The following is a 20,646-nucleotide window of genomic DNA, read 5'->3' as shown; positions in this document are numbered from 1 at the left end:
GCCGCCGGGGCTGCCGTTCGAAGGGCGCGGCGCCGAATTGCTCAAAAATGCCGGGCGCAGCGCGTGGCGCGACGGCGAAGGCGGCGTCGACGACCTGGTCGTCGGGGCGCTGCACTTGCGCGCGCAGGTCGTGCGCAGCGGCGTCGCCGAGGATTATCTGGTGTGGCGCTTTTCGGCGGTCGAACGGCTCGACCTCGTCTCCGAAATCAGCCGGCACCTCGACGGCCCCGCGGGCCGGACGCTGGGGCAGGCGGGGGTGATGGCGGCGCTGGTCAATGCCGAGGGGCGGCTGCGCGTCGCCAACCATGCCTTCCTGCTGCGCGCGCTCGGCGAAAGCGACGCGACCCATTATGCGGGCCGCGACGTCGCGCCGCTGCTCCGCCTCGACGATGCCGGCACGCTCTATTTCGGGCGCGAGGGCGAGCGCGCCACCCCCGTCCGCCTGCTCCAGATCCCGCTGATCCCCGCCGACAGCCACGGCCCGATGCTGCTCGCGCTGCTCGACGAGGAAATGGGCGCCGCCGACCGCGGCACCGCGCAGACCTATGTCGAGACGCTGCTGTCGCTGCTGCCCTTCGGGCTTGCGATGGTCGATCGCGACGGGCGCTTCCTCTATATGAACCGCGCCTTCGTGCGCGCGGCCGGATTGTCGGAAAGCAAGATGCCGCGCTACCCCGGCGACCTCGTCGTCGGCGAGGACAAGGGGCCGCTCGCCGACATGATCCGCCGCCACAGCAGCGGGCAGCAGGTCGGCGGCGACCTGTCGATCCGGCTGGCGGGGCAGGGCGACGAGCCGGTGTCGATGCGTGTCGTCGGGGTGCGCGGGCTGGGCGAGGCGGCGGTGCTGCTCAGCCTGAAAGACTCGAGCGAGGAATCGCGGCTGAAGCGCCAAGTCGCGCAGGCGTCGAAGATGCAGGCGGTCGGCCAGCTCGCCGGCGGCGTGGCGCACGACTTCAACAATATCCTGACCGCGGTGCTCGGCAGCTGCGACCTGATGCTGATGCGCCATACGCCGGGCGACAGCGACTATGACGATATCCAGCAGATCCGCAGCAACGCCAATCGCGCCGCCAGCCTGACGCGGCAATTGCTCGCTTTCTCGCGTCAGCAGACGCTGCGCCCGCAAATCCTGCAACTGCCCGACGTGATTTCGGAGGTATCGCACCTGCTGAAACGGCTGATCGGCGATTCGGTGCAATTGTCGGTGCGTCACGGCCGCGGGCTGGGCGCGGTGCGCGCCGACCCGGGGCAGCTCGAGCAGGTGATCATCAACCTGGCGGTCAATGCGCGCGACGCGATGGGCGGGCACGGCACGCTGACGATGGAAACCTATCCGGTGACCGCCGCCGAGGTGCGGGCGATGGGCAGCGAGGTGATGCCGCCCGCCGATTATAGCGCGCTCAAGGTCAGCGATACCGGGGCCGGCATTCCCGCCGATGTGCTGCCCAAGATTTTCGAACCCTTTTTCACCACCAAGGATGTCGGCAAGGGGACCGGGCTCGGACTGTCGACGGTCTATGGCATCATCAAGCAGTCGGCGGGTTTCATCTTTGCCGACAGCAAGCCCGGCGAGGGGGCGAGCTTCACCATCTATCTTCCGGTCCATCGCACCGACAAGGATGCGCCCGCCGTCGCCCCGCCGCCGGCGAAGCCCAAGAAGAGCCAGTGGGGCACCGGCACCATCTTGCTCGTCGAGGACGAGGATATGGTGCGTGCGGTCGCCGAGCGCGCGCTGACCCGTGCCGGCTATACTGTCGTCACCGCGTCGCAGGGCGAGGAAGGCATCGAGCGGTTCGGGCAGATGGATCAGGTCGACCTGATCCTGACCGACGTGATGATGCCGACGATGGACGGGCCGGCGATGGTCCGCGCGCTGCGCGCCCGCCGTGCCGACCTGCCTGTTTTGTTCATGTCGGGCTATGCAGAGGAACAATTGCGCCAGTCGATCGATATTGATCATGTGTCCTTCCTGCCCAAACCCTTTTCGGTCGCGCAGCTGACCGAATCCGTCTCGGCCGCGCTCGACGCCGCCGCGCAGCGGGCGTCGTGATGGCGGGCGATCGCACCATCCTGCTCGTCGAGGACGATGTGCTGATCGGCATGATGCTGGTCGATATGTTCGATGCGCTCGGCTATCCCGAGCCCGCGCAGGCGGCGAGCGTCGAGGACGCGCTGGCGATCCTCGCGGCGAGGCCGGTCGATGCCGCGCTCGTCGACATCAACCTCGGCGACGCGAAGGGCTGGCCGGTCGCCGACGCGCTCGCCGCGCGCGACATCCCCTTCGCCTTCACGTCGGGCGGCGGCGATGTGATTCCCCCGGCGCACGCCGATCGCAAGCTCGTTTCCAAGCCGTTCCGATTGAGCGAGATCGAGGCGGTTCTCGACGGGTTTTTCGGCGGATAACAGCGCCTGTCACGTTCCCCAAATATATTTCGTTCTCTACTTGTTCCACGAGAACAAATGCCGTACACAGGTCCGGCGTTGCGATGCTTCTGCCTTCGCGATAGAGCAGGAAAGGGACGGTCATGGCCGGTCAATTGTCACTCGTGGAATCGGGGAAATCAGTGAATAGCTCGGACAGGCAGAAGGCGCTCGACGCCGCCTTGGCGCAAATCGATCGCGCCTTCGGCAAAGGCTCGGTGATGAAATTGGGCTCGAAGGAAGCGATGCAGGTCGAGGCGATCTCGACCGGGTCGCTCGGCCTCGACATCGCCCTTGGGGTCGGCGGCCTGCCGCGCGGCCGCGTTATCGAAATCTATGGTCCCGAAAGCTCGGGCAAGACCACGCTCGCGCTGCACACGCTTGCCGAGGCGCAGAAGACCGGCGGCACCGTCGCCTTCGTCGATGCCGAGCATGCGCTCGACCCGGTTTATGCCAAGAAGCTCGGGGTCAATATCGACGAACTGATCGTGTCGCAGCCCGACACCGGCGAACAGGCGCTCGAAATCGTCGACACGCTGGTGCGCTCGAACGCGATCGACGTGCTCGTCGTCGACTCGGTCGCCGCGCTCGTCCCGCGCGCCGAAATCGAGGGCGAGATGGGCGACAGTCACGTCGGGCTTCAAGCCCGGTTGATGTCGCAGTCGCTGCGCAAGCTCACCGGCTCGATCAGCCGCTCGCGCTGCATGGTGATCTTCATCAATCAGTTGCGCATGAAGATCGGCGTGATGTACGGCAATCCCGAGACCACGACGGGCGGTAACGCGCTGAAATTCTATGCTTCGGTTCGTCTCGACATCCGCCGCACCGGCCAGATCAAGAATGGCGACGAGATCGTCGGCAACACCACCCGCGTCAAGGTCGTCAAGAACAAGGTCGCGCCGCCGTTCAAGCAGGTCGAATTCGACATCATGTACGGCCAGGGTATTTCGAAGATCGGCGAAATCCTCGACATCGGCGTCAAGGCTGGCCTCGTCGAGAAATCGGGCGCCTGGTTCAGCTATGACTCGATCCGCATCGGGCAGGGCCGTGAGAATGCCAAGAATTTCCTGACCGAAAATCCCGAACTGCGCGAACGGCTTGAAGCCGCGATCCGCAGCCGCACCGATGCGGTGGCCGAGGAGATGATGGCCGGCCCCGACGACGAGGGCGACGACTGACAGCTTCCGGCCGGCCCGCTTCGCGCGGGCCGGCCGGCCAACGGCGGCGGGTTCCTTGCCCCTCAGGTCCGCACCCTCTCGCGGACCGGCCCGCCTGCCGTTGTTTCTTGCGCGGCCCCCGTGAGCGGCTACAAGCACGCCATGCCCGCGATCCGCCTTTTCGGCCTGCCGACCGACGTCAACAGCAGCTTCGAACGCGGTGCCGCCGCCGGCCCTGCGGCAATCCGTGCCCAGCTGTGGAGCGACCGCGGCAATATGGCGAGCGAGCTTGGGCCCGAACTCGGCACAGACATCGCTTTCACCGACGACGGCGACCTCGCGCTCAGCGAAGACACGCCGCGCGACGATGCGATGATCCGCCGCCATGTCGCGCTGGTGCGCGAGGATGGCGAAATTCCGCTCGCCCTCGGCGGCGACCATGCCGTCACGCTGCCGCTCGTCGAAGCCGCGGCGGCCTGTTTCGGGCCGGTCAACATCCTGCATATCGATGCGCATCCCGACCTTTACGACGATTTCGAGGGCAATCCGCGCAGCCACGCCTCGCCCTTCGCGCGCATCCATGACGGCGGCCATGCCGCGCGGCTGGTGCAGGTCGGCATCCGCACGCTCAACCGCCATTGCCGCGAACAGGCCGAGCGTTTCGGGGTCGAGATCGTGCCGATGGCGGGCTTCACCCCCGATGCGGTGCCGGTGCTCGAAGGGCCGCTCTATATCTCGATCGACATGGACGGCATCGATCCGTCGGCGGCGCCGGGCGTCGCACATCCCGAACCCGGCGGGCTGACGGTGCGCGAATTGCTTGCCGTGCTGCACAAGCAGACCGCGCCGATCGTCGGCGCCGACATCGTCGAACATCATCCCGGCCGCGATAGCGGCGACGTCACCGCGATCCTCGGCGCCAAGCTGGTGCGCGAACTCGCGGCGCTGATCGACCGCAACGGGACCTATAAACCATAAGAGGAGAGCGACATGAGCCTGATCGTCCATCACCTGAACAACAGCCGCTCGCAGCGCATCCTGTGGCTGCTCGAAGAACTGGGTGCACCCTATGAGATCAAGCATTACCAGCGCGACGCGGTGACCAACCTCGCGCCGCCCGAGCTCAAGGCGATCCACCCGCTCGGCAAGTCGCCCTTGCTCGAGGATGCGGGGCGCGTGATCCAGGAATCGGCCGCGATCGCCGAATATCTGTGCGAAAATTACGGCGGCGAGGCGCTCGTCCCGGCGCGGGGCACGGATGATCATGTCCGCCACCTCGAACTGATCCATTTCGCCGAAGGATCGGCGATGACCCCGATCATCCTCAACCTCTATCTCAGCCGCCTCGGCGACGCGGTGGCGGCGGTGAAGCCGCGGATCGACGAACAGCTCGACGCGCATTTCGCCTATCTCAACGACGAAGTGAACGACGCGGGCCATTTCATCGGCGACAGCCTGTCTGCGGCGGACATCATGCTGAGTTTTCCCGCCGAGGTTGCTGCGATGAACGGCGCGGCGCGCTATCCGAAACTGGCCGCCTTCGTGAGCGCGATGCACGCGCGTCCGGCCTGGCAGGCGGCGCGCGAGAAGGGCGGGGCCTATTTTGTTTTCTGATCGCCTGTTCCCGGCGGCCGCAGCCGCGTTGATCGCCGCCGTCGCCGTGCCGGCGACCGCACAAGTGCCGCTGCTCGGCCCCGAGGTCGAGCGGGCCGTCAACGCGCCCGAGGGGGTGGCCTTCACGCCGACCGCCGCCGACGAGAGCGACGCGATGGGCCGCGTCGCTTCCTATACGATGGCGCTCGCCAAGCGCGACTTCGCCTCGGCCTATGCGATGTTGCGGCTGTCGTTCCAGGCGTCGAATCCGCGGATCGAATGGGAAATGAACCAGCGCAAGCGCGAGACCTTGTGGGCCGATGGCGTGATTCGCATCCTGCGGCTGAGCTGGTACCAAGACCCCGCCGGACAGCCGCCGGGGCTTTATGCAGCCTTCGATTTTCGGGGCGACCGCCCCGACGGCACGATGGATTGCGGCTATGTCGTCGTCCACCGCGCCGCGCCGGGATCGGGCTTCACCGTCGTGCGCACCGACACGTCCGAAGTGCCGGCCGAGATGATCGAGGATGGCGTTCCCAAAGCCGATGTCCTGCAGCAGCTGCCTTGCTATCTGGGCAAGGGAATCTCCACCGCCTTTTGATCGGTCGCTGCGCCGACCCAAGGAAATTCGGCTTGCCGTCCAGAATGTTGCGCGGCAAGGTCCGCGCGCCGCAGTTCTGCGGCTTCCGGTGGGGGAATCAATATGGCGATGCTCGCATTCGCTTTGCTGGCGGCAGCGGCCGGCCAGCCCGAAATCAAGGTTTCGCCGGTTCCCGGCAAGGGCTTTGTCGCGACCGTCGCGGTGATCGACGCCGACCAATATGACCCCACGATCGACCGTATCAAGGTGCTCGCGACGCAGCGCTGCGGCAGCCTGAAGGTGCGGTTCGGGCGCTATTATTTCGACAATCAGATCGACGTCGATCGCGGTGTGACGGTGATCAAGGATTTTCGCCAGAATTTCTCCTGCTTCGACCCCGCGACCGATCCGTACAAGCCCGTACCCGCCGACTGGGTGGCGAGCAGCGCCGAAGTCACTGCGGCGACGAATTTTGCCAAGAGATTTGTCGACAACCTCGATACCGGCAACGGTGCCGCGCTGTCGGCGATGATGGATCCGGCGCTCGAATCGACGGCGACCGAAATGAAGCGCTTCAGCGACGAAGCGAAAATGTATCAGACGGCGCCGGGGGAGTTCACGGTGCGGCTCGACGGCTGGCTCAACAATCCCGAGGACGCAGCCTATCCGGGCGCCTATGCCTATTTTGCGGTGCTGAGCAGCCATCCGGGGATCGCCGGAACCTGCGGCGGGCTGCTGCTCTATCGCGAGCGGACCGGGGTGTATAAAATCTCGCAATATGATGTGCGTTATGTCTCGCAGGCGCTGATCGACGAGGCAGGTTATAGCGACGAGGAGCTCAATCGCCTTTGCCAGCGGTAGCTGCGGCTTCAACCAACCATCATGCTTGAGAAAAGCCGCGTAGCGCACTAGATCGCGCGCATGACTTCGACCAACGACATTCGCCGCTCGTTCCTCGACTATTTCGCGGGGACCGGCCACCATATCGAACCTTCGGCGCCGCTGGTGCCGTATAACGACCCGACGTTGATGTTCGTCAACGCCGGGATGGTGCCGTTCAAGAATGTCTTCACGGGGCTGGAAAAGCGTCCGTACAGCACCGCGGCCTCGTCGCAGAAATGCGTGCGGGCAGGCGGCAAGCACAATGACCTCGACAATGTCGGCTTCACCGCGCGCCATCATACCTTCTTTGAAATGCTGGGGAATTTCTCCTTCGGCGACTATTTCAAGGAGCAGGCGATCCACCATGCCTGGACGCTGATCACCAAGACCTGGGGGCTGGCGCCCGAGAAGCTGACGGCGACCGTCTATCACACCGATGACGAGGCCTATGACCTGTGGCGCAAGATCGCGGGACTGCCCGAGGATCGCATCATCCGTATCGCGACCAACGACAATTTCTGGTCGATGGGCGACACCGGGCCGTGCGGGCCGTGCAGCGAAATCTTCTACGACCATGGCGACCATATCTGGGGCGGCCCGCCGGGATCGCCGGAAGAGGATGGCGACCGCTTCGTCGAGATCTGGAACCTGGTGTTCATGCAATATGAGCAGCGCGCGCCGGGCGACCGCGTCGACCTGCCGCGGCCCAGCATCGACACCGGCATGGGGCTGGAGCGCGTTGCGGCGGTGCTGCAGGGCGTCACCGACAATTATGATACCGACACCTTCAAGGCGCTGATCGCGGCGTCGGTCGATCAGACCGGGGTGCCCGCCGACGAAGCGCACAAGGCGAGCCACCGCGTGATCGCCGACCATTTGCGCGCGTCGAGCTTCCTGATCGCCGACGGCGTGCTGCCGTCGAACGAGGGCCGCGGCTATGTGCTGCGCCGGATCATGCGCCGCGCGATGCGCCACGCGCACCTGCTCGGCGCCAAGGATCCGCTGATGTACCGGCTGTTGCCGTCGCTGACCGCCGAGATGGGCGCCGCCTATCCCGAGCTGATCCGCGCGCAGCCGCTGATCGCCGAGACGCTCGAGCGCGAGGAAACCAAGTTCCGCCAGACGCTCGACAAGGGTCTGCGGCTGCTCGACGAGGCGACGGTCGGCATGGGTGCGGGCGCGACCTTGCCCGGCGACGTCGCGTTCAAGCTCTATGACACCTATGGCTTCCCCTATGATTTGACCGAGGATGCGCTGCGCACGCAGGATATCGCGGTCGACCGCGCGGGCTTCGACGCAGCGATGGCACAGCAAAAGGCGGCGGCGCGCGCGGCGTGGAAGGGCAGCGGGCAGAAGGCGTCCGAAGAGATCTGGTTCGACCTGGCCGAGACGAACGGCAGCACAGAATTCACCGGCTATGGCGCCACCGTCGGCGAGGGCGAGGTGATCGCACTGGTCAAGAACGGCGTGCAGGTGGGCGAAGCCAAGGCGGGCGACGAACTGGTCGTGTTGACCAACCAGACGCCTTTCTATGGCGAAAGCGGCGGCCAGATGGGCGACAGCGGCACGATCGCGACGCTGGGCGGCGCATCGGCGGCGGTGAGCGACACGAGCAAGCCGCTCGGCCGCCTGCATGCGCATCAGGCGAAGCTGGAGGTCGGGACGCTGAAGGTCGGCGACACGGTGCAGATGACCGTCGACGCCGAACGCCGCGACCGGATTCGCGCCAATCATAGCGCGACGCACCTGCTGCACGCGGCACTGCGCAACCGGCTGGGCGGACATGTGACGCAGAAGGGGAGCCTCGTCGCCGAGGACCGGTTCCGCTTCGACTTTTCGCATCCCAAGGCGCTGACCGCCGAGGAGATCGCCGACGTCGAAGCGCAAGTGAACGCGCAGATCCGTGGCAATGAGGCGGTGACGACGCGGTTGATGACCCCCGACGACGCGGTCGCGGCGGGCGCGCTGGCGCTGTTCGGCGAGAAATATGGCGACGAGGTGCGCGTGCTCTCGATGGGTGCGGCCGACGACAAGTCATATTCGGTCGAATTGTGCGGCGGGACGCATGTTCGTGCGTTGGGCGATATCGCCCTGCTCAAGATCGTTGGCGAATCGGCGGTCTCGTCGGGCGTGCGGCGTATTGAGGCGCTGACCGGCGACGCGGCGCGGCTGTGGCTGAACGGTCGCGACGAGGCGCTGAAGGCGGCGGCGGCGGCGCTGAAGACCTCGCCCGACGATGTGCCGGCGCGCGTCGCGGCGCTCGCCGAGCAGCTCAAGAAGGCCGAACGCGACCTGGCCGATGCGAAGAAGGCGTTGGCGATGGGCGGCGGCGGGGCAGGTGCGGCCGCGGGTCCGGCGGTCGAGCAGGTCGGCGACACCGCGTTCCTCGCGCAGGTCGTCGACGGGCTCGATCCCAAGGAATTGCGCGGCACGGTTGACGGGCTGAAGAAGCAGGTCGGCAGCGGCGTCGCGATGCTGGTGGCGGTCAACGACGGCCGCGCCTCGGTCGCGGTCGGGGTGACCGAGGGCGTGGCGCAGAATGCCGTCGATCTGGTCAAGCTCGCGGTCGCGGCGCTCGGCGGGCAGGGCGGCGGCGGACGGCCCGACATGGCGCAGGGCGGCGGCCCGAACGGCGGGGCGGCGAACGACGCCGTTGCGGCGGTCAAAGCCGCGCTCGCCTGAAACGGACGGATGTGAAACCCACCAAGAAGACGCGGCGTACCGATCATGCCGAACGGCTGATCGCGGCGCCGCTGGTCGATGTCTTTTCGGCCTTCACCAGCGAGGCGAAGCTGGCGCGCTGGTTGCCGCCCGAAGGCGCGACGGGGGTTTTCGAGCATATCGACCTGCGCGCGGGCGGCGGTTTCCTGATGCGGCTGACCTTCGACGATGCCGATGTCGAGACGAAGAGCGACGACGATAGCGACGTCGTCGAAGTCTATATCCCGACGCTCGACGAGGGGCGGCTGATCGTCTGGGAGGTCGAATTCGTGTCCGACGATCCGCGCTTTTCGGGCACGATGGCGATGAACTGGTATCTGTCGCGGCAGGGCGGCGGCACGCTGGTGACGATCGATGCGCATCATGTGCCGCCGGGGATTTCGGCGAAGGATCATCTGGAGGGGCTCAATTCGTCGCTCGCCAATCTGGCGGCGGTCGTCGAAGCGGCGGCGGGACCCGCATGACGGCGGCGCGGTCGGTGCTGGTCGGCGCGCTGCTGTTCCTGCTCGCCGGATGCGGCGGCGACGGTCCGCGCGATTCGGCAGAGAGCGGCAAGGGGGGCTGGAGCATCCCCGCCGGCACCTATGGCAATGTTTCCGAGGGAGGCGCGGGCAGTGACCTTCGCGGGTTCGAAATGACGCTCGACCGCGGCAGCGAGAGCGGGACGGTCGATTTTATCGAGTGCAACGACGGCTGCGAAAATGTCGAGACCCGGCCGCTGCGTCGCGGACTGAACGGCATATCCTTCACGCTTTACCGCGACGGCCGGACCGTCGATGTGCTGGTGAACCCGGCGGGCAAGGATGCGGTCGAGTTGAGCCTCGACCAAGGGACCGGGCTGGAAAGCCATCGGCTGCCGCGGATGGGGCATGAGGTCGGGCTGGCGATCGCGCAAGGCAGGACGGACGGCACCGCCATGCCGCCCGCCGAGGTTCCGACGCTCCCTAGCTCTCCACCCCCTTTGCCTTCCCCCACGCCCTAGCGGCGGTGTAGCCGAGATAGCCGGTGCCGAAGAGCGCATAGAGCGGTTCGGGGATGCCCGCGAGATAGGCGTTCATGCCGTCGGCGATCGCTTTTGCCGTGTCGGGGCGCGCGGCGGCAATCAGCCCCATCGGGATGGCCCAGAGCAAAAGCACATACATGACATAGAGGAAGCTGGGCCGCGCGCGGCTGGTCCAGGGGTCGGCGCTGTTCGCCTCGGCGACGATTGCCGCCATGCGCGTGCGGATGGCCTCCATCTCCTGACCGCCCTCGAGCTTCAGCAGTTCGAGCTTGGCGCGGTCGCGCGCTTCGGGATCGGGGATGATCTTGTCGATCAGCTTGGCGACGGGGCCGATCAGGCCGGTGATGATGCTCATTTCGCTATCTCCTGTTTGTCGGAAGGTCACAAAGGTCACGCCACGTCCCCCTTCTGTCAGGGGGCTCCGGCTCCTTGGATGCGGTTCGCGAGCCAGCCGTAGAGAAAGGCTTCCTGGCCGGGGCGGCGTTCGGCGAGCGCGATGTAGCGCTCGCCCTGCAGCGCCTCGATCGCGCGCAGCAGCACTGTCTCGCCGCCCGCACCGCGCAGGCGGAGAAGGGCGTCGAGCGCCGACAAGGTGCGCGGGCCGATGTCGCGGTCGACCGCGATGTCGGGATAGTCGCGCGCCGAGCGGTTGAGCGCGTTGAGCGCGCGCTGGAGGAACCCGATCGCGGTCGCGGTGCCCATGTTGACGCCGGTGTCGAACAATTCGGTCGCGATCGCGGGGGCACGGCGGGCGACCTGATCAAAGGCGGGGCGCCGCCAATAGATGCGGCGATAGATCGACGCGGCTTCGGCGCGCGGCAGGTCGCGCATCGCGCCCGCATAGCCCTCGGCGCGCGCCACCGCCTCGCTGATGCCCCAGCAGGTCGCGCCGCCGCGGTCGGCGGGGTGGTTTACATAAGCGCCTTCGCGGTCGATGACGGCGTCGATCAGGGCGTCGACATCGAATTTTCGGCTGGTCGGTCTGGGCATGATTCGCATCTCCGGTTGGTTGGACTGGCAGAACGAACCATATAGGAATAAATTAGGAAAGGATTTTTCCATGCGGGCATTATTGGTCAGCGAATTGGCGGACGATCATCGCGGCTGCACGCTGACCGATCTCGCGGTGTCCGAGCCGGGACCGGGCGAGGTGCGGGTGCGGGTGCGCGCGGCGGCGGTGAATTTCCCCGACCTGCTGATGACGCGCGGCGCCTATCAGTTGAAACCCGACCTGCCGTTCACCCCGGGGCTCGAGCTCGCGGGCGAGGTCGATGCGCTGGGCGACGGGGTGACGGCGTGGCGGGTGGGCGATGCGGTGCTCGGCGGCAACCGCTTCGGCGCGATGGCCGAATATGCGATCGTCCCCGCGACCGCGCTGCGCGCCAAGCCGGCGCGGCTGTCGTGGGAGGAAGCCGCGGCCTATGGCGTCGCCTATCTCACCGCCTGGGTTGCGCTGACGCGTTGCGGGCGGGTCGAGCCGGGCGAATGGGTGCTCGTGCATGGCGCGGCGGGCGGGGTCGGGCTGGCGACGGTCGACCTGGCCAAGGCGCTCGGCGCGCGGGTGATCGCCGCGGCGAGCAGCGCCGAGAAGCGTGCGGCGCTGGCGGACCTCTATGCCCCCGATTCGGTCATTGCCGCCGAGCCGGGGTTTCGCGACGCGGTGAAGGCGCTGACCGACGGGCGCGGCGCCGACGTCATCTTCGATCCCGTGGGCGGCGATATATTCGACGAATCGACGCGCTGCATCGCGTTCGGGGGGCGGCTGCTGGTGATCGGCTTTGCCTCGGGACGCATCCCCGAGGTCTCGGTCAACATGCCGCTGATCAAGGGATTCTCGGTCGTCGGGGTGCGCGCGGGCGAATATGGCCGGCGCTTTCCCGAGCGCGGTGCCGAGAATATCGCCGCGATCGACGCGCTGGCGGCCGAGGGGAAGATCAGGCCGCATGTCCATGCCGCACTCCCGCTGAGCGACTGGCGCGAAGGGTTCGCGATGCTCGAACGGCGCGAGGTCGTCGGGAAAGTCGTCCTGATCCCGTAGCTTGTGCCGACATCCGGCCCATGGCGGCCTGCAAATGGCGATGTAGCGCGCTTCCGGTGCTCACGTACTGAAGTACGCTGCGCTCCGGGGCACGCCACATCACCATTTTCGGCGCGCCCTGAACCGAATGTCGGCACAACCAAACAGCTGGCGGACGAAGCGCCGCGCAATCGCGGCGGCCCGCATCCTCGCGATATGGCCTGACGGCGACGCGGCCGTCATAGCGGCGCCGGGGCTTTCCGGCGGAAACGCCGCTACCTATCGAAGAGGAAATGACGTGAAGATAATGCTTATGATCGCCGCGCCGCTGGCGCTGGCCATTCCGGCCGCGCATGCCGCCGAGCCGGCGGGCGACAATGGCGACCGCATGTTCGCGATGATCGACGCCAATGGCGACGGCAAGATCGACAAAGCCGAACTGACCAAGGCGGCCGAAGCGCAGGCCGCCAAGAAGGGCGACACCAAGCCGGTCGACAGCGCGAAGATCGACGAGATGATCACGCGGATCGATACCAATGGCGACGGCGCGGTCGACAAGGCCGAGATGGCGGCGATGCGCAAGGCGCAGGCGGCCGGCGGCGACGCCAAGCAATGACGAACGGACGGCGGCGGCCCATCGGTCGCCGCCGCACCGCGCGATGATCAGGCGGCGGCGAGCCGCGCCGCCTGGACGAGGAAGGTCAGCCCGACGATCGTGACGATCCAGCGGCGGCTGGCCCGGAAATGCGCCTCGCTGATCCGGTCGAGGATCACGCCGCCGACCATGATCCCCGCCATCGAGGCGAGAATCGCGATGGCGGTCGCCGACAGCGGGATCGCCGCGCGCGCGGCGCTGCCGAGCAGCACGCCGCCATAGACGATAATTTTCGACGCATGGCCGATCGCCTGCATTACCGCCTTGGTGGCGACGACCTGATGGCGGGTGAGGCTGCTGTTGACGAACAGAAGGTCGGTGACGGGTCCCGAAACGCCCGACACCAGCGACAGCCCAGTCGACACGAAGCCGCCGCCGACGGCGTGCCCGCGATTGGCGGCGTCGAGGCGCAGCCAGCGTTCGGGAATCCAGACGAGGATCGGGAGCAGGCCGAGCCCGAGGAAGACGGCGAATCTGGTCGGCGCAAAGACCAGCAGCGAAAAGACGCCGACCGACACCGCGGCGCCGAGGCCGAACCACAGCAGCACGGGCCAGACGATATGCCGGCGGTGGAGCGTCGCGCGCCACAGATTCGACGCGAACTGGATGACGCCGTGGAGCGCGAGCGCGACGCCGGCCGGCAGCAGCCACGCGAGCACGCCCATGAAGACGAGCCCGCCCGCCATGCCGAAAACCCCCGAGAGGATCGCCGTCAAAAAGGCCGCGACGATGATGAGCAGGCTGGTCTGGATCACGGCCCCTCATCGCCGTTTCGCCGGCGCGCCGCAATGTCGGAGCTTTTCTGGGGCATGGCGCTGCGGCTAGAAGGGGCGGGCGTTGCGGGAGCGAGGACGATGCGCGGGCGGAAGGGCAGATGGGCAAGCGCCGGGGAGCGGTCGTCGCTGCGGGGCGGACTCGCGTCGCTGGCGATCACGGCGATCGTGGCCGCGCTGCTGTTGCCGGCGATGCTGAGCCACCGCGACCGGCGGGACGAATGGCTGGCGCTCGTGCGTGCGGGCGGCGGGACGATCTCTTATCAGGGCGCCTATAGCGCCAAGTGCCGCCCGATGCCGCGGCTCGCGCGCAAGGGCGGGCGGCACGTCGGGCCGGGGACGCGGCTGGAGGTGGTCGCGCGTGAAAGGGGCTGGGCGCTGACCGACCGTTTCGGCGAGCCGTGCTGGATTCCCGAATGGACGCTGGTCGCCACGCCTTTCGACCGCATGGCGGCGTACAGGCTCGGGTCCGATTATTACGCCAAGGAGCCGCCGGGATGGTATGAGGCCGAACGGCAAGCGGCGTGCGCCGCCAACTGGCTCAACCGGGCGACCTGTTTTATCAACGAAAGCGTGCGCGGCAGTCCGGGCCTGCCTTAGCGGCAGACATGGCGGAGGTCGCCGACCGCGTCGTCGGCGCCGGTGGTTTCGAAGCTGGCGGCGAAACCTGTGTCGGCCGCTGCGAGTGCGATCGTGACGCGCCGCGACGCCGCAAGCCGGTCGACGAAGGCGCGCGCGTCGGCGCTCCCGGCATCGGCGAGCACGGCCGAGGTGCCGATGATGGTCACGGCGCGGGTTTCGGATGCGGCGTCGTCGATGGCGATCTTCACGGCATGCCGGGCGCCGCCGACCGCGAAGGGGGCGTTCGCGACGAGAATCACGGCGATGGGTTCGTTCGGCGTGCAGGTGAGCGAGAGCCCCGCGCCGCCGCCCTCGGCCTCGAGCCGATAGCCGCGCGTCACCGCGTCGGTGTCGCGATCGACATGATCGTCGGCCTTCCAGCCGACCGGCGTTCCGACGAGCGAAAGCATGGTGACGCCGAGCGCGGCGAGCGCCAGCAGGGCGAGGATCGAAACGAGGGATGCGCGCGCCATGGACACGGCTTAGCAGGCGGTCGCCCCGCGACAAGCGGTGCGCCGCGCCACGGGCGTTTTTTAATGGTAGAAGAAATTGGTCGGGACGAGAGGATTCGAACCTCCGACCCCCACACCCCCAGTGTGATGCGCTACCAGGCTGCGCTACGTCCCGACCGGCCCGATTGGGCAGGCGAGGCCCCTAGCGCGGGTTGACGGGCGATGCAAGCGGAGAGGCGAGGGCGATGCAATATCGTGCCGGCCGCCTTGAACTCGTGCAGGCGCGCCCCATTTCGGTCGAGCTTGCCGCGGGGGACGGCACGCCGCGCCGGTTGCACGGCTCGCCCCCGCGTGATAGGCGCCGCGCCATTATCTTGCGCGCCCGTCCCGGGTGGGGATGGCGCGGCATAAGAACGGAAAGTTTTTCATCCATGTCGACGAACTTGCTTCTGACCCAGGCGGCCGGAGCCGGGAGCGCAGCCTTCCCCTTTGCACAGCTCATCCCGATGGTGCTGATTTTTGTCGTATTCTGGTTCTTCCTGATCCGCCCGCAGCAGGTGCGGATGAAGGAGCATCGCGCGAAGATCGCGGCGGTGAAGCCGCGCGACCAGGTCGTGACCGGCGGCGGCATCGTCGGCAAGGTGACGCGCGTCGACGATGATTTCGCCGATGTCGAAATCGCGCAGGGCGTGAAGATCAAGGTCGTCAAGGCGACCCTGTCGGACGTGCTGCAGCCCGGCGGCAAGCCCGCCAACGATTGATCCGGCGGCGGCCCGCTTCGCGCGGCGTCGCAACCCAATTATCGGACCAAAGACATGCTCGATTTCCCGCGCTGGAAGACCGTCGGCATCAGCATCATCCTGCTGCTCGGCATCCTCTTTTCCATCCCCACATTCCTGCCGCAGAAGACCGTCGATGACCTGCCGGGCTTTGCCCAGATCAAGGTCAATTTGGGCCTCGACCTGGCGGGCGGCAGCCACTTGCTGCTCGAGGCCGACCTCGACGACCTCAACAAGACGCAGCTTGCGAACATGGAAAAGACCGTGCGCGCGGCGATGAAGGGCGAGCGCGGGCCCGACGACGATATCGCGATCGGCGATTTCAAGGCGTCGGGAAGCACGATCAGCTTCCTGGTCCGCGACCAGGCGCAGCTCGACGAGGCGCAGGACCGGTTGTTCAAGGAAACGCAGGGCGCGAGCATGACCGGCCAGCGCGACTGGTCGATCCAGATCGTCGACACGACGCGGATCGTGATGACGCTGACCTCGGCCGGCCGCACCCAGGCCGTCGCCCGCGCGATGGAATCGGCGCGCGACATCGTCGACAAGCGCGTCAACGAACTCGGCACCCGCGAACCGACGATCATCCGCGAAGGCGACGACCGTATCGTCGTGCAGGTCCCCGGCCTGCAGGACCCGAAGGCGCTGAAGGACCTGCTCGGCCAGACCGCGCGGCTGGAATTCCGCATGGTCGACCCCAATGGCGTGGTCGGCCCGAGCGGTCCGGTGACCGTCCCGGTCGGCAGCGAATTCGTACCTTATGCCCCGGGCGAGGGCGGCGGCCAGCCGGGCGAAATCCTGCGTCGGCAGGTGATGATCAGCGGCGACCAGTTGATCAGCGCGAAGCAGGACTTCAACCAGCAGCAAATGGCCGCCGTGTCGCTGCGTTTCGATTCGGCGGGGTCGAACGTCTTCGCGCGCGTCACCGGGCAGAATGTCGGCAAGCGTTTCGCGATGGTGCTCGACGACAAGGTGCTGTCGGCGCCGTCGATCAACGAACCGATCCTGGGCGGCAGCGCACAGATTTCGGGCAATTTCACCGTCCAGACCGCGAACCAGCTCGCCATCGCGCTGAGCTCGGGCTCGCTGCCGGTGAAGCTCGACGTCGTCGAGGAACGCACCGTCACCCCCGAACTCGGCGCCGATTCGATCCGCAAGGGCGCGATCGCCGGGATCGTCGCGACGGCATCGGTGCTGGCGCTGATGCTCGTCGTTTATGGCCGCTTCGGCGTCTATGCGAATATCGCGCTGGCGTTCAACGTCGTGCTGATCATCTCGGTCATGGCGTTCTTCAACGCCACGCTGACGCTGCCGGGCATCGCGGGCTTCGTGCTGACAATCGGCGCCGCGGTCGATGCGAACGTGCTGATCAACGAACGAATACGCGAGGAGCTCAAACGCGGGAGACGCGTCTTCCAGGCGGTCGAGCTTGGCTATTCGGAAGCGAGCCGCGCGATTTTTGACGCCAACGTCACCAATGTGATCGCCGCGGCGCTGATGTTCTGGTTCGGCACCGGGCCGATCAAGGGCTTTGCGGTCGTGCTGACCATCGGCATCGTCACCAGCGTCTTCACCGCCGTCACCGTCACCCGCATGTTCGTGGCCCATTGGCTGCGGACCAAGCGGCCGACGACGATCAATATTTAAGGGAGCGGACAGATGCGCTTGCTGAAACTCGTCCCCGACGACACCAACATCGATTTCCTGCGCTGGCGGAAATTCGCCTCGTTCATGAGCTTTTTCCTCGTCGCGGTGTCGATCGCGCTGGTGGCGTACAAGGGGCTGAACCTCGGCGTCGACTTCGTCGGCGGCCAGTCGGTCCGCGTCGAATTTTCGGGCACCATGCCGAAGATCGACGAGATCCGCGAGAAGGTCGGCGAGATCGGACTCGGCGAACCGACGATCCAGCAATTCGGTTCGGACAAGGCGATCTCGATCCGCACCGCGCTGCCCGAAGGCGACAAGGAAGCCGCCGACCAGGCAGGCGAAAAGCTGGTTGCGGGGATTCACAAGATGTTCCCGACGGCCAAGACCGGGGCGGTGGAAACCGTGTCGGGCAAGGTGTCGGGCGAATTGCTGCGCACCGGCGCGATGAGCCTCGCGCTCGCGGTGCTGGGCATCTCGATCTATATCTGGATCCGCTTCGAATGGCAGTTCGGGGTCGGGGCGCTCGGGCGCCTGTTCCACGAGGTGTCGTTGACCTTCGGGCTGTTCGCGGTGACGCAGATGCAGTTCGACCTGAACAGCGTCGCGGCGCTGCTGACGATCGTCGGCTATTCGCTGAACGACACGATCGTCGTCTATGACCGCATCCGCGAGAACCTCAAAAAATATCGCAAGATGGAGATCATCCCGCTGCTCAACCTGAGCATCAACGAGACGCTGTCGCGTACCGTGATGACGACCGTGGCGATGGTGCTGGCGCTCGGCATGCTGCTGATTTTCGGCCCCGACGTGATCTTCGGCTTCACCGCGGCGATGCTGTTCGGCGTGTTCATCGGCGGCTATTCGTCGGTGCTGATGTCGACGCCGGTGCTGGTGTGGCTGAAGGTCGGTCCCGACAGCTTCATCCCGCGCACGACGAGCGGGATCATGGGCGGCGAGCGCGTCGAGCGGAAGGACGATGGCGCGGTCGTCTGATCGGCGCCGTCTTCGACAAGGATCAAAGGGGGGCCTTGGCCCCCCTTATTTTTTGGCGCAGCGGCGCAGATGCGCGGCGAGTTCGCGGCCGTTGCGGTCCCAGTCGAAGCGGCCGGCGAGCGTCGCGGCGACCGCGGCGGGTTCGGGCGGGGCGGCGAGGATCACCTGCACCGCGGCGGCGATCGCGGCGGGGGTGCGGTCGACAATGCGGCCGGCGACGGGCGAGGTGACAAGTTCGGCGGCGCCGCCGGCGTCGCTGATCACGATCGGGGTGCCGCAGGCGAGCGCCTCGACCCAGGCGTTGGCGAGCCCCTCGCTGGCCGAGGGCATTACCACGACATCGGCGGCGCGGTAAAGCTGCGGCAGATCGGCGTTGGCGATCGCGCCGAGGAAATGCACGCGGTCGGCGACGCCGAGCCGTTCGGCCTGCGCGCGGTAGCGGCCTTGCTCTTCGCCCGCGCCGGCGAGCCAGTAATGAACGCCGGGGAGCGCGGGCAGCGCCCCGATCACCAGCGCCTGTCCCTTGCGCGCGATCAGCGCGCCGACGGTGAGGATTGCGGGTGCGTGATCCATGCCGAGCGCGGCGCGCGCGGCGGCGCGGTCGCCGGGGGCGAAACGCGCGGTATCGATGCCGGTGTAATGGACCGCGATCTTGGCCGGATCGATGCCGATCGCCGCCATGTCGCGGCGCATCGCTTCCGAAACCGCGAGCAGGGCGGCGGCCTTGTGCGCGGATTCGAGCAATTGCGGGGCGGTGGCGGGATCATGGCCGAAATGGCTGATATCGGCGCCGCGCGCCTTGGCGGAGAAGGGAAGGGCGAGCGCCGCCGCGACGCGCATCGCCGCCGGGCCGTCGGGATAGAAGAATTGCGCGTCGATGACATCGAAACGGCGGTCGCCGATGGTGGCGAGGACAGCGCGCGCGATCCGCGCCGGGTTGAAGCGCGAGCCGATCCTGGGAAGCAGGGTGAAGCGCGGGCGATGGACGGTGAGGCCGTTCCAGCTTTCCTGCCGCGGGAGATCGCGGAGCGCGCGGTAGCGCGGGTGGAGCGACAGCGGGAAGGGCGGGAGGCCGACGGGGGCGATGATGGTGAGGTCGACGCCCGGCTGCGCGGCGAGCGCGCGCAGGCTCTTTTCGACGAACAGCCCGAAATTGGGGCGTGCACTATCGGGGAAGAGCGTCGCGATGCTGAGGACGCGGAGGGGGGCGGTCATATACTCCCCCTTGTCCGTTCGTGCTGAGCTTGTCGAAGCACTGTTCTTCCTTTCGGCGTCCGAGAAAAGGACGGTCCTTCGACAAGCTCAGGACAAACGGGGAGTGGACTAAAGGCTGCGGATGAGCCGCACAGCGACTGCGGCCCAGGGCGGGTTGCTGACGACCTGCTGGCGCTGGCCGGCGCCGAGCGGGAGGAGGTGGAGCTTTTCGCCATCGACGTTGAGCAGGCGCGCGAAGACGAAGCGGCCGGCGGGGCGCGGGACGAGAAGGTCGCGGTTGAGCGCGCCGGCCCAATTATCCTCGACCTTGCGGCACCAGATTTCGTCGCCGGCGCGATAATCGCCGATCGACGCCGAAACGCGCACCGCGACCATATCCTCGCCGGGGCGGGCGGTGAGCGCCTGTTCGACGCGGGTCGGCGCGACGGCGCCATCGGGGCCGAGCAAGGCGGTGATCGTGAGCTGGGTGTCCTGCGGCAGTTGCACCAGTTCGGCGGCCTCGACCCCGAGCGCCTTGGCGATGCGGTTCATCCAGCCGAGCGACAAGGTGCGGGTGCCGGTTTCGAGGCGGCCGATCGTCTGCGCGGTGGTCGGCGGGTCGCAGCGCAGCCCGACCTCTTCGAGCGTCAGCCCCTTGGCGCGGCGGACGGCGCGGATGCTGTTGATCATGGCGACCCCTTCGTCATTTTATGCAATAACCAAATCGGTTTCTTCTTTCCTAAAAAACATTCCATTGTCAAGCATGGCTTTTGGATGAGGAGACTCGCATGGCAGCGCCCCGGTTCGAAACGCAAATCCACCCCGACGACCGGCTCGATCCGGGCAAGGCGGGGCCGCAGGTCATGCGGCATGTCACGGTCCATGTCGGCGAAAGCCCGATCACCTGGCTTGCGGCGCGGGGGCATCTGAGCGCGGCGCAACTGGCGGCGGGCGAACGGCTGCGCGCCGATTATGAGCGCGCGGGTCTGGCGGCGCGGGTGACGATGCGCTGGGACGCCGCGGCGCCCGCGAAGACCCGCGGCGGGGCGAAGGCCGCCGACGCGTCGCTGGCGCGGATCGACGCGCACCGGCGCTTTCGCGCGGCGCTCGACGCGGCGGGGCCGGGGCTGGCGGATATCTGCTGGCGGGTGATCTGCG

23 protein-coding genes and 1 tRNA gene are annotated in these 20,646 nt (G+C 67.1%); 17 read left to right on the top strand and 7 right to left on the bottom strand.

The window, feature by feature from the left end; translation table 11 throughout:
- The 10 genes from B1A78_RS12250 to B1A78_RS12205 all read left to right on the top strand — a co-directional run.
- On the top strand, positions 1-2,050 hold a 2,050-nt coding region (locus B1A78_RS12250; protein ID WP_077147244.1), incomplete at its 5' end, for a response regulator.
- Positions 2,050-2,403 (top strand): response regulator, encoded by a 354-nt coding sequence (locus B1A78_RS12245; protein ID WP_077147243.1) that lies wholly within the window; start codon positions 2,050-2,052, stop codon positions 2,401-2,403. The genes B1A78_RS12250 and B1A78_RS12245, both read left to right, overlap by 1 nt.
- Before the next feature lie 122 nt (positions 2,404-2,525).
- Positions 2,526-3,599: a recombinase RecA gene (gene recA, locus B1A78_RS12240; RefSeq protein ID WP_077147242.1), complete on the top strand. Its 1,074-nt coding sequence runs from the start codon at positions 2,526-2,528 to the stop codon at positions 3,597-3,599.
- Positions 3,600-3,719: 120 nt separating this feature from the next.
- Entirely contained in the window at positions 3,720-4,556 is an 837-nt protein-coding gene (gene speB / locus B1A78_RS12235) for an agmatinase (RefSeq protein ID WP_256838040.1), read from the top strand.
- A gap of 12 nt (positions 4,557-4,568) precedes the next feature.
- The gene (locus B1A78_RS12230) at positions 4,569-5,192 is read left to right on the top strand and encodes a glutathione S-transferase family protein (RefSeq protein WP_077147240.1); all 624 of its coding nucleotides are present in this window, start codon (positions 4,569-4,571) and stop codon (positions 5,190-5,192) included.
- A 28-nt stretch (positions 5,193-5,220) separates the two neighbouring features.
- Positions 5,221-5,772 carry a hypothetical protein gene (locus B1A78_RS12225; protein ID WP_256838038.1) on the top strand — a complete coding sequence of 184 codons (552 nt, stop codon included), beginning with the start codon at positions 5,221-5,223 and terminating at the stop codon, positions 5,770-5,772.
- Positions 5,773-5,874: 102 nt separating this feature from the next.
- Positions 5,875-6,612, top strand: a complete 738-nt coding sequence (locus tag B1A78_RS12220; RefSeq protein ID WP_077147239.1) for a hypothetical protein — start codon at positions 5,875-5,877, stop codon at positions 6,610-6,612.
- A 60-nt stretch (positions 6,613-6,672) separates the two neighbouring features.
- Complete coding sequence (alaS, locus tag B1A78_RS12215) at positions 6,673-9,315, top strand: alanine--tRNA ligase (protein ID WP_077147238.1); 2,643 nt, start codon at positions 6,673-6,675, stop codon at positions 9,313-9,315.
- A gap of 11 nt (positions 9,316-9,326) precedes the next feature.
- Complete coding sequence (locus B1A78_RS12210) at positions 9,327-9,818, top strand: SRPBCC family protein (RefSeq protein WP_077147237.1); 492 nt, start codon at positions 9,327-9,329, stop codon at positions 9,816-9,818.
- Positions 9,815-10,336: a hypothetical protein gene (locus B1A78_RS12205; RefSeq protein WP_077147236.1), complete on the top strand. Its 522-nt coding sequence runs from the start codon at positions 9,815-9,817 to the stop codon at positions 10,334-10,336. Before B1A78_RS12210 ends, B1A78_RS12205 begins: the two co-directional genes overlap by 4 nt.
- Here the strand turns inward: B1A78_RS12205 and B1A78_RS12200 are convergent.
- On the bottom strand, positions 10,299-10,712 hold the full coding sequence (locus B1A78_RS12200; protein WP_077147235.1) for a holin family protein: 414 nt from the start codon (positions 10,710-10,712) through the stop codon (positions 10,299-10,301). The genes B1A78_RS12205 and B1A78_RS12200 overlap by 38 nt on opposite strands.
- Positions 10,713-10,768: 56 nt before the next feature.
- A complete protein-coding gene (locus B1A78_RS12195; protein WP_077147245.1) occupies positions 10,769-11,347 on the bottom strand; it encodes a glycoside hydrolase family 108 protein in 579 nt (192 codons plus the stop codon).
- A 70-nt stretch (positions 11,348-11,417) separates the two neighbouring features.
- On the opposite strand from B1A78_RS12195, the gene B1A78_RS12190 reads away from it, so the two are divergent.
- Positions 11,418-12,395, top strand: coding sequence for an NADPH:quinone oxidoreductase family protein (locus B1A78_RS12190; RefSeq protein ID WP_077147234.1), 978 nt, complete (start codon positions 11,418-11,420; stop codon positions 12,393-12,395).
- A 286-nt stretch (positions 12,396-12,681) separates the two neighbouring features.
- Positions 12,682-12,990: an EF-hand domain-containing protein gene (locus B1A78_RS22105; protein WP_256838044.1), complete on the top strand. Its 309-nt coding sequence runs from the start codon at positions 12,682-12,684 to the stop codon at positions 12,988-12,990.
- 47 nt (positions 12,991-13,037) lie between these two features.
- On the opposite strand, the gene B1A78_RS12180 is transcribed toward B1A78_RS22105, so the two are convergent.
- A complete protein-coding gene (locus tag B1A78_RS12180) occupies positions 13,038-13,784 on the bottom strand; it encodes a sulfite exporter TauE/SafE family protein (RefSeq protein WP_077147232.1) in 747 nt (248 codons plus the stop codon).
- A gap of 99 nt (positions 13,785-13,883) precedes the next feature.
- Between B1A78_RS12180 and B1A78_RS12175 the strand changes: the two genes are divergently transcribed.
- The gene (locus B1A78_RS12175; RefSeq protein WP_077147231.1) at positions 13,884-14,402 is read left to right on the top strand and encodes a hypothetical protein; all 519 of its coding nucleotides are present in this window, start codon (positions 13,884-13,886) and stop codon (positions 14,400-14,402) included.
- Here B1A78_RS12175 and B1A78_RS12170 read toward each other — a convergent pair.
- Both B1A78_RS12170 and B1A78_RS12165 read right to left on the bottom strand, forming a co-directional pair.
- Complete coding sequence (locus B1A78_RS12170) at positions 14,399-14,896, bottom strand: hypothetical protein (RefSeq protein ID WP_077147230.1); 498 nt, start codon at positions 14,894-14,896, stop codon at positions 14,399-14,401. The genes B1A78_RS12175 and B1A78_RS12170 overlap by 4 nt on opposite strands.
- 77 nt (positions 14,897-14,973) lie before the next feature.
- Positions 14,974-15,050 (bottom strand) — tRNA-Pro (locus B1A78_RS12165).
- Positions 15,051-15,306: 256 nt separating this feature from the next.
- On the opposite strand from B1A78_RS12165, the gene yajC reads away from it, so the two are divergent.
- From yajC to secF, 3 genes are read left to right on the top strand one after another with little or no spacing between them, the layout of a single operon-like run.
- A complete protein-coding gene (yajC, locus tag B1A78_RS12160; protein ID WP_077147229.1) occupies positions 15,307-15,636 on the top strand; it encodes a preprotein translocase subunit YajC in 330 nt (109 codons plus the stop codon).
- Between the two features lie 54 nt (positions 15,637-15,690).
- Positions 15,691-17,301 (top strand): protein translocase subunit SecD, encoded by a 1,611-nt coding sequence (gene secD, locus B1A78_RS12155; RefSeq protein WP_077147228.1) that lies wholly within the window; start codon positions 15,691-15,693, stop codon positions 17,299-17,301.
- 12 nt (positions 17,302-17,313) lie between these two features.
- Positions 17,314-18,294: a protein translocase subunit SecF gene (gene secF, locus B1A78_RS12150; protein ID WP_077147227.1), complete on the top strand. Its 981-nt coding sequence runs from the start codon at positions 17,314-17,316 to the stop codon at positions 18,292-18,294.
- A gap of 45 nt (positions 18,295-18,339) precedes the next feature.
- Here the strand turns inward: secF and B1A78_RS12145 are convergent, their stop codons facing one another.
- Both B1A78_RS12145 and B1A78_RS12140 read right to left on the bottom strand, forming a co-directional pair.
- A complete protein-coding gene (locus tag B1A78_RS12145; protein ID WP_077147226.1) occupies positions 18,340-19,509 on the bottom strand; it encodes a glycosyltransferase in 1,170 nt (389 codons plus the stop codon).
- A gap of 108 nt (positions 19,510-19,617) precedes the next feature.
- On the bottom strand, positions 19,618-20,178 hold the full coding sequence (locus B1A78_RS12140) for a helix-turn-helix domain-containing protein (protein ID WP_077147225.1): 561 nt from the start codon (positions 20,176-20,178) through the stop codon (positions 19,618-19,620).
- A gap of 98 nt (positions 20,179-20,276) precedes the next feature.
- On the opposite strand from B1A78_RS12140, the gene B1A78_RS12135 reads away from it, so the two are divergent.
- Positions 20,277-20,646, top strand: a 370-nt coding sequence (locus B1A78_RS12135; RefSeq protein ID WP_077147224.1) for a DUF6456 domain-containing protein, incomplete at its 3' end; no start/stop codon positions are given.

The sequence above is a fragment of the Sphingopyxis sp. KK2 genome, from assembly GCF_001990265.1.
Classification (GTDB): domain Bacteria; phylum Pseudomonadota; class Alphaproteobacteria; order Sphingomonadales; family Sphingomonadaceae; genus Sphingopyxis.
This window is presented reverse-complemented; position numbering and strand designations above follow the sequence as displayed.